Here is a 12,670-nt window from a genome sequence, read left to right on the forward strand (position 1 = left end):
GCGGCGGTTCAGGAACCGGGCCGGACCGTCTCTCCGGCGCCGCCCTCCTCGGCGCCCCACCGGACCGCCTCCCCGGTCTTCTCCGGCTCGGGACGCACCTGGCGCTCGCGCAGGTCCGCCACCGCGAGGAGCAGCGCGATCACGATGAGCCCCACGGCGGTGAGCAGGCCGAGCTGAACGGCGGTGGTGGGGCGCCCGTGGTTGGCCAGGTGGGCGAAGTACACCGAGCCCACGACGGCGATCCCGGCCGCCGACCCGACGCGCTGGCCCGTCTGCAGGACCCCGCCGGCCGCACCGGCGCGGCGGACGGGTACCCGGGTGAGCGTGAGCGTGGTGTTCGGGGAGACCGTCAGCCCGGAGCCGATCCCGCCGACGAGCAGCGGCAGCGCCGTCGCCCATCCCATGCCCTGCCCCGGCACCAGCCGCACCGCCAGGACCACCCCGAGCAGCCCCAGCGCCACCCCGCTCAGCCCGATGACGACCAGCTTGCGGCCGAAGCGCACCACCAGCCGGCCCCCGAGGGCGGCACCGACCGCCGAGGCGACCGCGAAGGGCAGGACCGTGAGCCCCGACGCCAGCGCGCTGTAGCCCAGGCCGTTCTGCAGGAACAGGGCGTAGAGGAAGAAGACCGTGGTGAAGCCCGCGAAGTAGGTCAGGCTGATCAGGGCGCCGAGGGTGAAGGAGCGCAGGGAGAACAGCGCCAGGTCGACCAGCGGGGCACGGCCGAGCCGCCCCTGCCGCCGCTCCCACCCCCAGAACGCGGCCAGCAGCAGTGCGGCCACCGGCAGCAGCGCCCACTTCTCCCGCCCGGTCCACTGCTGCTCCTGCACCAGCGGCAGCATCAGCGCCAGCACGCCCGAGCCCAGGAGCAGCACCCCGAACAGGTCGAACTCCTCCCGCTGCTCCTTCGCCGCGGGGAAACGGGGCAGCAGCCGCAGCCCGGCGGCGAAGGCGGCCACGCCGATGGGCAGGTTGACGAAGAACACCCAGCGCCAGCCGTCGTCGGTGCCGGCGGCGTCGATCAGGAGTCCGCCCGCGAGCGGGCCCACCGCCGTGGAGATCCCGATCACGCTGCCGAGCAGGCCGAAGGCCTTGGCCCGCTCGGCACCCTGGAACATCTGCTGGATCAGCCCCGAGGTCTGCGGCGCGACCATGCCCGCCGCCGTGCCCTGGATCAGCCGGAACACCACCAGCCAGGAGGGGCCGGGCGCGAGCCCGCAGGCCGCCGAGGCGAGTGTGAACACGGCGAGCCCGAGCAGGAAGGCCTGGCGCCGTCCGCGCATGTCGCCCAGCCGGCCCGCCGGGACGAGCGCGAGCCCGAAGGTGAGGGCATACCCGGAGACGATCCATGACTGGGCGGCCTCGGATGCGCCCAGCCCGCGCTCCATCGAGGGGAGCGCGACGTTCACGATCGAGGTGTCGAGCAGCGAGATGAAGCCCGCCGTCAGACAGACCCCGAGCGCCTTCCACCGCCGGTCGTCGGGGGTGGGCCGGGCCTGGACTGTGGTCATGGGGTCACGCTAAGCAGCCGCCCCGCCCAACGCACGGAAGAAGCGGTTCCGCGCGCGTCGGAGCGGCGGCGTTCCGCTCAGCCGGCCGTGACCGAATCCCTGAGCCACGCGTACGCCGAGTGGGCCGTGAACTCCGTCTGTCCGCCGCGCAGGAGCAGCGACGCCGTGGCGAACTCGGGGGCTTCGGCCTGGGCGGCCACGTACGGGACGGCGATGCAGCGCATGCCGGCGGCGTGCGCGGCGGCCGCACCCGGTGCCGCGTCCTCCAGGACCACGCAGTCGGCCGGGTCCGCCCCGAGCCGCCGGGCCGCCTCCAGGAAGACGTCGGGTGCGGGCTTGCCGTGGGTGACGTCGTCGGCCGAGACCACGGTGTGCAGGAAGGCGTCCAGACCGGTCCCGGTCAGGATCGCCTCGATGGCCTCGGGCGAGGAGCCGGACGCCACCGCCATCGGGACGCCGTCGGCGGCCAGCAGCTCCACGAACTTCCGCATCTCGGGGTACGGGCGCGTGTGGGCACGGGCCAGCACCAGATAGCGCCTGTTCGTCGCGCCGAGCAGCTCGTCCACCGGGGCGCTGAGGCCGTAGCGCTCCCGCCAGATCACGACCGTCTCCAGGGTGCTGATCCCGACGTAGCCCTCATGCTCCGCCCAGGTGAAGTCCGGGACGCCGTGCTCGGCCAGGGTCTGCCGGCTCGCCTCGTAGTAGTTCGGCTCGCTGTCCACCAGCGTTCCGTCGAGATCGAAGATGACCGAAAGAGCGCCGAGCTTGTTCATGCCGTCCAGGATGCAAGCGTCAGGAGCGGGCCGCCCGGCCGACCGACTCCACCAGGGGCAGCAGCCGGTACGGGACGCGCTCGCGCAGGGCCACCTCGGTACGGGTGCGCACCACGCCCGGCAGGCTGATCAGCTTCTGGATCACGTCCTCCAGATGGGCGTTGTCCCGCCCCACCACCCGGGCCAGCAGATCGCCGCCACCCGTGATCGAGAACGCCTCGACGATCTCCGGTACGGCGGCCAGCGCGTCCCCTACGTCGTCCAGATGGCCTTGAGTGACCTCGATGTGCACGAACGCCAGGACCGGGTGGTCGAGCGCGGAGGGAGAGAGCGAGGGCCCCGTGCCGGTGATCACGCCGTCCCGCTCCATACGGTCCAGACGGGCCTGGAGCGTGCCGCGGGCGACGCCGAGGATGCGGGCGTACTCGCGCACGCTGGTGCGCGGCTGCTCCAGCAGGAGCCGCAGGATGCGGGTGTCGAGTTCGTCCACGCTCATGAGGACCGACTGTACCAATGGCTCATCCGTGGACGGACCGCGTACACCGCCCGACCTGGGCCGTTGGTATTCCGCCGGACGCGCACGGGCCTATTGGTATTGGACCAATGGTCCAGTGATTCAGGCAACACTTGAGCCAGTGCCCTCTGGGATGCTCTCATGGACACGTCGATGGCGCTGCGGATCCCGCGGCGCCTTTTTCGTGCAGATGGCCACAAGGGGGCGGACAGCAGTGCTGAAGAGGGTGTTCGTGGCTCCGGACCCGGGGCGGACGCGGTTGCGTTTCGCCGCCCGGGCCGTCCTCGGCATCGGGCTGGCGGTCGTGGTGTGCGGGGCCGCCGGGCACTCGCTGCCCGGCGCGGTCACCGGTGGCCTCGCCGCGCTGCTCGCCCTGTTCACCGTCGCCGACACCACCGTGCGCGGGCAGGCGGTCACCACCGCGCTGCTGCCCGCCGTCGGCGTGCCCGTGCTCGCCGCCGCGGCCGGGCTGCACGACCACCCGGTGGCACGGGACCTGGCCTTCCTCGCCGTGATCGGCGCCGGCGTGTACGCCCGCCGCTGGGGTCCGCGAGGCCACAGCCTCGGCGTGTTCGCCTTCATGACCTTCTTCGTGGCCCAGTTCCTGCACGCCACGCCCGGACAGCTGCCCGAGCTGTACGCCGCCGTCCTGCTGTCCGTGCTCAGCGCGGCCGCCGTCCGCTTCGGGCTGTGGTGCTACGAGCGCGGCCTGCCCCCGGCCGTCGTAACCGCGCCGCCCGCCGGGACCGGACTCGCCCGCGTGACCACCCGGCAGGCGGTCCAGGCGGTCGCGGGCAGCGGGTTCGCGCTGGTCGTGGGCCAGCTGGTGTCCGGGCAGCGCTGGTACTGGGCCCTGGGCGCCACCTGGTGGGTCTTCGTCAACACCGCCTCGCGCGGCGAGACACTGGTACGCGGCTTCCGGCGGGTCCTCGGCACCGTCATCGGCATCGGCCTCGGCCTGCTCCTGGCCGTCCCCGTGCACGGCGCGCCCGTCCCCACGGCCGTCCTCGTCGCCGTCGCCGTCTTCGGGATCTTCTACACGGCAGCCGTCTCCTACACCTGGATGATGCTCTGGGTGACCCTGCTCGCCGAACTGCTCTACGGCCTGCTCGGCGTCCTCAGCCCCGGCTTGCTCGCCCTGCGCCTCACCGAGACCGCAGTCGGCGCCCTCGGCGCGGTGCTCGCCGTACTGTTCGTGCTCCCCGTCACCACCCACGCCACCACCGACACCTGGATCCAGCGCGCCCTGCGTTGCGTGCACACCTGCACCGCCGAGGCCGCCGCCCGGCTCGCGGGCTCGGCGACGGCCGACCCGGCGCCCCGCGTGGCCGAACTGGAGCAGCTGCTCGGGCGGGTCCGGCTCTCGGTCGCCCCGCTGGTGCACCCGCTGAACCCGATGCTCGGCCGCAAGCGGCGCGCCCGCCGGGTGCTCGCCCTCCTCGACGACTGCGCCCGCGAGATCCGCGGCCTGGTCGCCGTCGCCGCCGACCCGGAGGCCTCCCACGACGCCCGCCTGGCCGCCGCCTGCTGGCGGGTGGAGGCCGCGGTCGAGGCGCTCACCGACGGCGGCCGTGAGCACGTCCACCGGCCCGCCGAGGCCCCGGCCGAGCCGGCCCTGGCCCACCTGCACGGCCTCGAACGGGCGCTGGCCGACCTGGCCGAGCCGCTGCGGACGCCGTCGGGGTCGCCGCTGGTGGGTGCCTGAGAGGACACCACCCCTGTTGGTCTAGACCGAACGTGATCGACTGCTACCGTCGGCACTGGCGCGGACCGAGAGGGGACAGCGGTGGCAGAAGGCGGCAGGCGACGCAGGGCGTTCATCGGGTCGTTCACGGCGGCGGGCGGGCCCGGGCTGGTCATCGCGGATGTCCACCCGGGCAGCGGCGCACTGAGCCTCACCGGCGGCCTCGGGACCGTGCCCGACCCCTCCTACCTGGCCCTGTCCCCGGACGGGGACATGCTCTACGCGGTCAGCGAGACGGCCGAGGGCGCGGTCGCCGCGTTCCGCGTCGGCGGTGACAAGCCGGAGCCCGCCGGCCCGCCCGTGCCGATCGGCGCCGGCGGCCCCACGCACCTCAGCCTGTACGCCGGTCACGTCCTGACCGCCGACTACGGCTCCGGCAGCGTCACCGCCGTGCCGGTCCGCCCGGACGGCTCCCTCGCGCCGGCGCCCTCGGGGCAGCTGCGGCACACCGGTTCCGGACCGCACGACCGGCGCCAGCGCGGCCCGCACGCCCACCAGGTGCAGCCGGACCCCAGCGGCCGGTGGGCGGTCAGCGTCGACCTCGGCACCGACTCGGTGCGCGTTTGCACGCTCGACGGCGGCGTCCCCGCCCTGCACCGCGAGATCGCGCTCCGTCCCGGCTCGGGCCCCCGCCACCTGGCCTTCCACCCGGACGGCGAGCACGCCTACGTGGTCAACGAACTCACCCCGACCGTCACCGTCTGCCTCTGGGACGCCGCAGGAGGCTCCCTGAAGCCGCTGAGCGAGGTCCCGGTCCTGCCGGGCGCCCCCGCCGGCGACGCCTACCCCTCGGGCATCGTGGTCTCGCCCGACGGCCGCTTCGTGTGGACCGCGACCCGAGGCGAGGACGTCCTGTCCGTGTTCGCGGTGCAGGGGGACGGTCTACGGCTGACCGGCACGGTGCCGTGCGGCGGGCACTGGCCGCGCGCGTTGGCCGAGCACGACGGCTTCCTCTACGCGGCCAACGAGCGCTCCGGTGACGTGACCTGGTTCGCCGTCGAGGAGGGCTCGGGGGTGCCCCGCTACGACGGCTCGGTCGAGGTCGCCGCGGCCTCCTGCGTCGTCTTCGGCTAGGGGCCTTTCTTCCGGATCGGGCCGGCCCCGCGCCCCCGGCAGGATCCGGAGGACGGGGTCATGGGTCGCGGCGCCGTACGGCGAAGGGCCCGCTCCAGTGGCTGGAGCGGGCCCTGTGTCGTGCGGATGCCGTCCGGGTCAGCGGACCGGCGTGCCCTGCGGCTGCGGGGAGATGCCCAGCGCGGTCGTGTACTTGGCGAGGGCGAGCTTGCCGATCGCCGGGTAGGCGCCCAGCGCCTCGGCCGTGGGGCAGCCCGCCTCCTCGGCGGCCGCCGCCAGCAGCGCCGGGTCGATCTCCGGACCGATCAGGTACGGCGCCAGGGCCAGCTGCTGCGAGCCCGAGGAGCGCAGCTGCTCGGCGACGGAGGCGATCGAACCCTCCTGGTCCAGAGCCGCCGCCATCACCGGCACGGCCAGGCGCGCGGCGAGCAGCATGCCCGTGATCCCGGCCGCCTGCACGGCCTCCTCGCCGCCCACCGAGGCCAGGATGATGCCGTCGGCGGCGGTGGCCACGGTGAACAGCCGGGCGCGGTCGGCGCGGGCCAGGCCGGCCTCGGACAGGCGCACGTGCAGCGCCTCGGCGAGCAGCGGGTGCGGGCCGAGGGCATCGGTCAGGTCGGCGGCGACCCGGCTGTCCATCACGGACTGGCGGACCTGGCGCAGCAGCGCGCTGTCCGGACCGGCCAGCAGCGGGACGACGACCGCGACCGGGCCGTCGGGCTCCTTGACCTGCATGCCGGCGGCGACGGCCTGCTCGTAGCGGGCGGTGCGCTCCTCGGCGGCGCGGGTCAGCACGGAGCGGAGGGTCGGGAACTCGGAGTCGTCCCCCTCCACGAAACCGATACGGGCGTCCAGGCCGGGCAGCTCGGAGCGGGCGATGCTCACGACCTCCTCGGCGAGGCTGCGCGTGGCGGCGCTGGGCGCGCCGGGCACCGCGAGGACGAGCGCGGGCGCGCCCTCGGGAGCCACCAGCGGTTCCGGTCGGCGGTGCCGTCCGGGCTGGCGGGGTCGCGGCATTCGTACTGGCAGGCCGGACGCGGGCCCAGTGGGGGAGCTCATGGCGCCGCATGTTACTGGCTTCCTGGGCTCCCTTGTTCGGGGAGGGTGCAGGTGAGCGGTATCCGTCCGGTTTTGTCTGATGAGTTACGTCCGCTTGGCGCATGTTCCGGGCACTTGCCGGACACATGTGCCGTGAAGGGGGTCAATCCCCTTTTGTGGGGACCACGTAGAGCATGGCCGGATCACCCGGCAGGGTGAGCGGCCCGGCCGCCAGCTCGGTCGCGATCCGCACACATCCGTGCAGCGGATCGCCCTGAGCCGGAACCGGTAGGGCGTGCGGCAGCCGCTCGGCCACCTCCTCGCGCAGCGGTGCGAGGAGCGGCTCGCCCATCTTGAAGAGGCCGCCGGTGAACGCCACTTCCGGCGCACCGGAGGCCGGGCACACCGCCGCGGCGGACTCGGCCATGTTCCGCGCCGCCGCGCCCAGGATCCCGGCGGCGACCGGGTCGTCCGGGGCGCAGGCGGCCACCCGGGGCGCGAAGGAGGCCAGCAGCGCGGGGCGGTCGGTACGGGGGTAGAGCAGGCCGGGCAGCCCCCGCACCGGGCCGAACTGTTCCTCGGCGCAGGCCAGCAGCGGGGCGGAGCCGCCGTCCCGGCCGTCGTGGGCGCGCAGCGCCGCCTCCAGCCCGGCCCGCCCGATCCAGGCACCGCCGCCGCAGTCGCCCAGCAGATGACCCCAGCCGTCCGCGCGCCGCCAGCCGGTCAGGTCGGTGCCGATGGCGATGAGGCCGGTGCCCGCGGCGACCACGGCACCCGGACGCGGCCCCAGGGCCCCCACGTAGGCCGTCACGGCGTCGGCGGCGAGCGCCACGGAACGCACGCCGAGCTCCCCGCCGAGCGCGCCCGGCAGTTCGGCGCGCAGGGCGTCGCCCAGGGTGGCGAACCCGGCGGCACCGACGACGGCAGTACTCAGCTCTCCCACCCCGGCCTCGGCCGCCGACGCACGGGCCAGCGGCACCAGTTGGGCCATCAGATGGGCGGGATCGATCCCGCGCGCTCCGGTGCGGACCGGCTCCCGCGACTCCCGCACGGCCCCCGGCGGCCGCCCCGGAACACCGACGGCGACCCGGAGACCGGAGCCCCCGGAGTCCACGGCCAGATAACCGGCGACGGTCACGGCAGACGCCAGTCCACCGGCTGCCCTCCCTGCTGGATCAGCAGGTCGTTGGCCCGGCTGAACGGCCGCGAGCCGAAGAACCCGCGGTCGGCCGACATGGGCGAGGGGTGCGCGGACTCCACGGCCGGCAGACGGCCCAGGAGCGGCCGGAGGTTGCGGGCGTCGCGGCCCCACAGGATCGACACCAGCGGCTTGCCGCGTGCCGCCAGGGCCCGTATGGCCTGCTCGGTGACCTCCTCCCAGCCCTTGCCGCGGTGTGCGCCCGGCTTGCGCGGGGCGGTGGTGAGCGCCCTGTTGAGCAGCAGCACACCCTGCTCGGTCCACGGCGTCAGATCACCGTTGGACGGCTGCGGCAGTCCCAGGTCGGTGTTCAGCTCCCGGAAGATGTTGATCAGGCTGGGCGGCAGCGGACGTACCTCGGACGCGACCGAGAACGACAGCCCCACCGCGTGCCCGGGGGTGGGATACGGATCCTGCCCGACGATGAGGACGCGTACCTCGTCGAAGGGCTGTTGGAAGGCCCGCAGGACGTTGGGGCCGGCCGGAAGGTAGGTGCGTCCCTCGGCGATCTCGGAGCGCAGGAAGTCGCCCATCCCGGCGATCCGTCCGGCGACGGGTTCCAGGGCCTTCGCCCAGCCCGCTTCGACGATTTCATGCAACGGTCGTGGTGCCACGGGCGTCACCCTACTGCCGTGGACACGGCGGTGATCAACCAGTGGCCAACACCCCAGGGGTCAAGTTTCCTGGACACGGGACCCTCAGCCGACCACCGCCGCCCGCACGCACAGCACGTCCGGCAGGTGCGAGGCCAACTGCCGCCAGCTGTCGCCGTCGTCGGCCGAGGCGAACACCTCACCGTTGCGGTTGCCGAAGTACACGCCCGCCGGGTCGGCGTCGTCGGTGCACAGGGCGTCCCGCAGCACCGTGCCGTAGTGGTCCTCCTCCGGCAGTCCCGCCGACAGGGGTTCCCAGTTCTTGCCCGCGTCCTGGGTGCGGAAGACCCGGCAGCGGTGGCCGGCGGGCACCCGGTCGGCGTCGGCGTTGATCGGGAAGACGTACGCGGTGTCCGGGCGGTGCGGGTGGGCGGCCACCGCGAAACCGAACGTCGACGGCAGTCCCGCGCCGATGTCGGTCCACTGCGCGCCCGCGTCGTCGCTGCGGTACACCCCCCAGTGGTTCTGCAGGTACAGCCGGTCCGGGTTGACCGCGTCCCTGGCGACCTTGTGCACGCACTGGCCGAACTCCGGGTCGGGATCCGGCAGGAACACCGCGGAGACACCCGAGTTGGAGGGTGTCCAGCTCGCCCCGCCGTCCGTGCTGCGGAACACCCCGGCGGTGGAGACGGCCACGGTCACCGACCGCGGATCGCGCGCGTCGGTGAGCACCGTGTGCAGGCCCTCACCGCCACCGCCCGGCACCCACTGGGAGCGGGTCGGGTGCTCCCACAGGGGACGCACCAGCTCGAAGCTCTCCCCGCGGTCCTCCGAGCGGTACAGCGCGGCCGGCTCCGTGCCCGCGTACACCACGTCCGGTTCGGCGGCTGCCGGGTGCAGCTGCCAGACCCGCTCCAGCGAAGCGCCGGTGTCCTTGGGGAACCTGACGGCGGGCCGGGCCGGTTCGGTCCAGGTGCGGCCCAGGTCGTCGGAGTGGAACACCGACGGGCCCCAGTGCGCGCTGTCGCCGCCCGCGAGGAGCCGCGGTGCGCCGCCGCGGGTGTCGATGGCGACCGAGTAGATCGCCTGGGCGTTGAAGTAGGGGCTGTCGTCGAACTTCCAGGCGCCTGCCCGGCGCCGCCCGATGAACAGGCCTTTGCGGGTGCCCACGGCGAGCAGAATCTCGGTCATGCCGATCACCTCCGGGACGTCTTCGTCCAGGTAGTCGTCAGATACCGGTCAGTCTGCACCCAGCCACTGACAGTCGGCTCCAGGCGGCGCGTCCACGCAGGTCACGGGGGTGCCGACGGCCTGTCGCGAAGATCGACCGGTTCCGTTGCGCCATGTGCCTGCGCCAAGGGGGTGTCTCGTGCGACCGTCGAGGAGACGGCTCGTCGTGAGCAACGGGGCGGCCCCGCCCGTATGGGAGGTCGGTCCGGCCTGTCGGTGCGCTCGTGAGGAGGATGCCTTTGAAGGCGTTCCGTGGTCCCAAGGTGTGGCTGTGGCGCTGGCGGCGCAATCCGCTCAGGCGCCGGGCCGACGTGGTGGAGGCCTGGGTGGTGCTCGCCGCCTGGCTGCTGACCATGCTGGCCGGCGTGCCGGCGGGCCTCGCGGCGGCCGGGTCGGTGGAGCACGGACTGGCCAGGGAGCGCGCCGCCTGGCATCCCGTCGTCGCCCGTGTCGTCGCGAAGGCACCCGGCAGGTCCGGCGCCGAGGACGCCGGCGGCGAGCGGGTCTGGGCCGAGGTGCGCTGGACCGTCGCGGACGGCTCCGCCCACACCGGCCAGACCCGGGTCGCGCCGGGCAGCAAGGCCGGGACGCCGGTCACCGTCTGGACGGATCCGCGGGGTCACCTGGTCACCCGGCCCACCACCGCCTCCGAGGCGGCCTTCCGCGCCACCCTGACCGGAGCCCTGGTGGGGTTGAGCGCCGCCGCCGTTCCCTTCGTCGGGGGCCTCCTCCTCCGCGGCCGCCTGGACCGCCGCCGCATGGCCCGCTGGGACGCGGAGTGGGCCCGGCTGGGGCCGCAGTGGGGCCGGACGACCGGATGACCGCCGCCGCGGCCCGGTGGGTGCCCAGGGCCCTTCTTCCGGATCAGGCCGGCCCCTGGCCGCGGCGCATCCTGGCCGACCTCGTGCCCCGCGCCCTCGGCAGGATGCGGAAGACAGCTCCTACAGGCCCGCCATGACCCTCCGGCAGGTCCTGAGCAGCGCCTCGTCCTCGGGGATGTCATGGCTGCCGGACCCGCCCTCGCGCGCCATGTGGCGCCGGAGGTCGGCCAGTTCCGCGGCCACCAGGTCGCGCAGGGGCGCGGCCGCCGGGCCCATGGCGGCGAGGCACCGCGCGACAGGGCCGCGGGTGCGGGGGTGTTCCGACCAGGCGGCCCGGAGCACCGGCAGCACGGGTTCCGGGTCCCGGCCGACGTGCCACAGCGCGCACGCGGCCGACGCCCGCTGCCCTACGTGCCCCGAAGCGGCCGACCGGTGCAGCTCCGGCAGGGCCGCGCGGGCGGCCGGACCGAGCCGGCCCAGATGCCGGGCGGCCAGGCGGCGGCTCCCCGGCTCACCCTGTGTCAACTCCCGTAGTAGGACCGGCAGTACGACGGTGGCGTCGCCCTCCGCCGACCACAGCGCGCCCGCCGCGGCGGCCGCGTGCCGGGAGTGCAGCAGTTCCCGCAGGACCGGTGCCGCCGGCGCCGCGGCCCCGAGAACGTCCAGTGTCTCGATGACCGGTGCGGCGAGCGCGCCCCCCGGCCCCGGGCCGGACGGCGCACCGGACAGCAGGCGCAGTACCTCCGGTGCCGCGTCCCTGTCGCCGATGGCCCCGAGCGCCGCCAGCAGGGAGCCGGCGAGGGTGTCGGTGGCGGGGGAGTCCAGGGGTGTCCGGCTCAGCCGGTGCCGTAACGCGGGGGCCAGGGGAGCCGCGGCGGGGCCGAGGTGCGCGATCTCGTAGCCCAGGCCGTCGGGTACGACCGGGCCGGCCAGGACCTGGGCCAGGACCGGCACGGCCCGCGGATCGCCGCTCCTGGCCAGGGCTTTCAGGGGGCCGCCGAGGGTGGGTGCGCCGCGCTCCCAGCGGTGCGTCCACAGCTCGGGCCGGGCGGTCACCAGCGAGTGCAGGTCGTCCGCCGCGGGCGCGGCCAGTTCGAACAGCTCCGACAGGACCGACGCCGCGACGTCCCGTAATCGGTCCTGGTCCGTGCCCAGTTGGGCGCCGATCAGGGCCACGGGTCCCGAGCAGTCGGCCCGCCAGCCGCGGAACAGCACCGCCGACAGGCTCACGGCATTGCACCGGTCCATCGGGTCCGGACTGGTCAACTGCCCGGTGAGCAGGGCGATCCGGTCACCGGTCCGGTCGCCGAGCGCGGTGTGCAGGGTGCGCAGCAGCTGGGCGCCCTCCTCGTCCGAGGGACGCAGCCGCCGTAACCGTCCCACCAGGGTGTCGTTCCGGGGCGGGTCCGGCACAGGGGTGCGGAGCGCGGACCTGTCCCGCAGCAGCCGGACGGCCGTCGGCACCAGGTCGGCCGGGAGCCGGTCCGGGGCGCCGAGCGCGAGCTGGCCGAGCGCGGCCAGCCGCAGCGCGGGGTCGTAGGGCGGAGCGCTCTGTGCGGCCAGGAGTTCCACAGCGGCCGCTGCGTGCGCCGGGTGCCTGCGCATGAACAGGCCGAGGGCCTCCGTGAGCGCGAACAGGACCTGGTCGTCCCGTTCGACCGGGATCCGCCGGCGCAACAGATCCAGGACGCGAGCCGGGCCGTCGATGAACCGGACGACGGCGCCTGCCGCCGCCCGGCGCACTCCCGCGTCCGGATCCCCGAGGAGGGACACGAACACCTCGGCGTCCGCGGCCACCGCCTCACGCGCGCGTGCGTCCCCGCTCTCCGACCCTATGCGGACCAGCAGTTCGACGATGCAGCCCCGGTCCGGCACCGCCTCGCGGGCCGCGAGCGAGCACAGGAAGGGAACGCAGGCCAGCGTCGAGTCGTACACGTTCCCCTGGTGGTGCACCGCGCCGTACATGCCGTCGAGCGCGGTCTGTCGCTCGGCGGCGTCGGCGGAGGCCAGCCCCCGCAACCAGTCGGGTACGTCCTCCGCGCTGCCGTACGCGTGCCGCAGCGAGGCCCAGTCGACCTCGTCGATCCCCGTGAACACGTTGTCCTCCCCAGACGAGTGCCACCTGATCGCGAGTCTGCACCACGGCACTGACAACGAAGCGGAACCACGCACTG

At 74.5% G+C, this 12,670-nt stretch carries 11 protein-coding genes; 3 read left to right on the plus strand and 8 right to left on the minus strand.

Annotated features, from left to right (window positions below):
• Positions 1-8: 8 nt before the first annotated feature.
• The 3 genes from AC07CM_RS38410 to AC07CM_RS38420 all read right to left on the minus strand — a co-directional run bounded on the left by AC07CM_RS38410 (position 9) and on the right by AC07CM_RS38420 (position 2,780).
• Positions 9-1,511: an MFS transporter gene (locus AC07CM_RS38410; protein ID WP_478881156.1), complete on the minus strand. Its 1,503-nt coding sequence runs from the start codon at positions 1,509-1,511 to the stop codon at positions 9-11.
• 77 nt (positions 1,512-1,588) lie between these two features.
• Positions 1,589-2,284 carry an HAD family hydrolase gene (locus tag AC07CM_RS38415; protein ID WP_478881157.1) on the minus strand — a complete coding sequence of 232 codons (696 nt, stop codon included), beginning with the start codon at positions 2,282-2,284 and terminating at the stop codon, positions 1,589-1,591.
• A gap of 19 nt (positions 2,285-2,303) precedes the next feature.
• Positions 2,304-2,780 carry an Lrp/AsnC family transcriptional regulator gene (locus AC07CM_RS38420; RefSeq protein ID WP_478881158.1) on the minus strand — a complete coding sequence of 159 codons (477 nt, stop codon included), beginning with the start codon at positions 2,778-2,780 and terminating at the stop codon, positions 2,304-2,306.
• Between the two features lie 232 nt (positions 2,781-3,012).
• Here AC07CM_RS38420 and AC07CM_RS38425 point away from each other — a divergent pair, with 232 nt between their 5' ends.
• The gene (locus AC07CM_RS38425) at positions 3,013-4,503 is read left to right on the plus strand and encodes an FUSC family protein (protein WP_478881159.1); all 1,491 of its coding nucleotides are present in this window, start codon (positions 3,013-3,015) and stop codon (positions 4,501-4,503) included.
• Between the two features lie 81 nt (positions 4,504-4,584).
• Positions 4,585-5,616: a lactonase family protein gene (locus tag AC07CM_RS38430; RefSeq protein ID WP_478881160.1), complete on the plus strand. Its 1,032-nt coding sequence runs from the start codon at positions 4,585-4,587 to the stop codon at positions 5,614-5,616.
• Between the two features lie 138 nt (positions 5,617-5,754).
• Here the strand turns inward: AC07CM_RS38430 and AC07CM_RS38435 are convergent, their stop codons facing one another.
• The 4 genes from AC07CM_RS38435 to AC07CM_RS38450 form a co-directional block, all read right to left on the minus strand.
• The gene (locus tag AC07CM_RS38435) at positions 5,755-6,675 is read right to left on the minus strand and encodes a sirohydrochlorin chelatase (RefSeq protein WP_478881161.1); all 921 of its coding nucleotides are present in this window, start codon (positions 6,673-6,675) and stop codon (positions 5,755-5,757) included.
• Positions 6,676-6,817: 142 nt separating this feature from the next.
• The gene (locus AC07CM_RS38440; protein ID WP_478881162.1) at positions 6,818-7,792 is read right to left on the minus strand and encodes an N-acetylglucosamine kinase; all 975 of its coding nucleotides are present in this window, start codon (positions 7,790-7,792) and stop codon (positions 6,818-6,820) included.
• The gene (locus tag AC07CM_RS38445) at positions 7,789-8,466 is read right to left on the minus strand and encodes a uracil-DNA glycosylase (RefSeq protein WP_478881163.1); all 678 of its coding nucleotides are present in this window, start codon (positions 8,464-8,466) and stop codon (positions 7,789-7,791) included. Before AC07CM_RS38445 ends, AC07CM_RS38440 begins: the two co-directional genes overlap by 4 nt.
• An 84-nt stretch (positions 8,467-8,550) precedes the next feature.
• Positions 8,551-9,636: a WD40/YVTN/BNR-like repeat-containing protein gene (locus AC07CM_RS38450; protein WP_478881164.1), complete on the minus strand. Its 1,086-nt coding sequence runs from the start codon at positions 9,634-9,636 to the stop codon at positions 8,551-8,553.
• Positions 9,637-9,908: 272 nt separating this feature from the next.
• On the opposite strand from AC07CM_RS38450, the gene AC07CM_RS38455 reads away from it, so the two are divergent.
• The gene (locus AC07CM_RS38455; RefSeq protein ID WP_478881165.1) at positions 9,909-10,496 is read left to right on the plus strand and encodes an Rv1733c family protein; all 588 of its coding nucleotides are present in this window, start codon (positions 9,909-9,911) and stop codon (positions 10,494-10,496) included.
• 120 nt (positions 10,497-10,616) lie between these two features.
• Here AC07CM_RS38455 and AC07CM_RS38460 read toward each other — a convergent pair whose 3' ends face one another.
• Positions 10,617-12,593, minus strand: coding sequence for a HEAT repeat domain-containing protein (locus AC07CM_RS38460; protein WP_478881166.1), 1,977 nt, complete (start codon positions 12,591-12,593; stop codon positions 10,617-10,619).
• Positions 12,594-12,670 lie beyond the last annotated feature (77 nt).

The organism is Streptomyces sp. NPDC044061 (genome assembly GCF_056434305.1).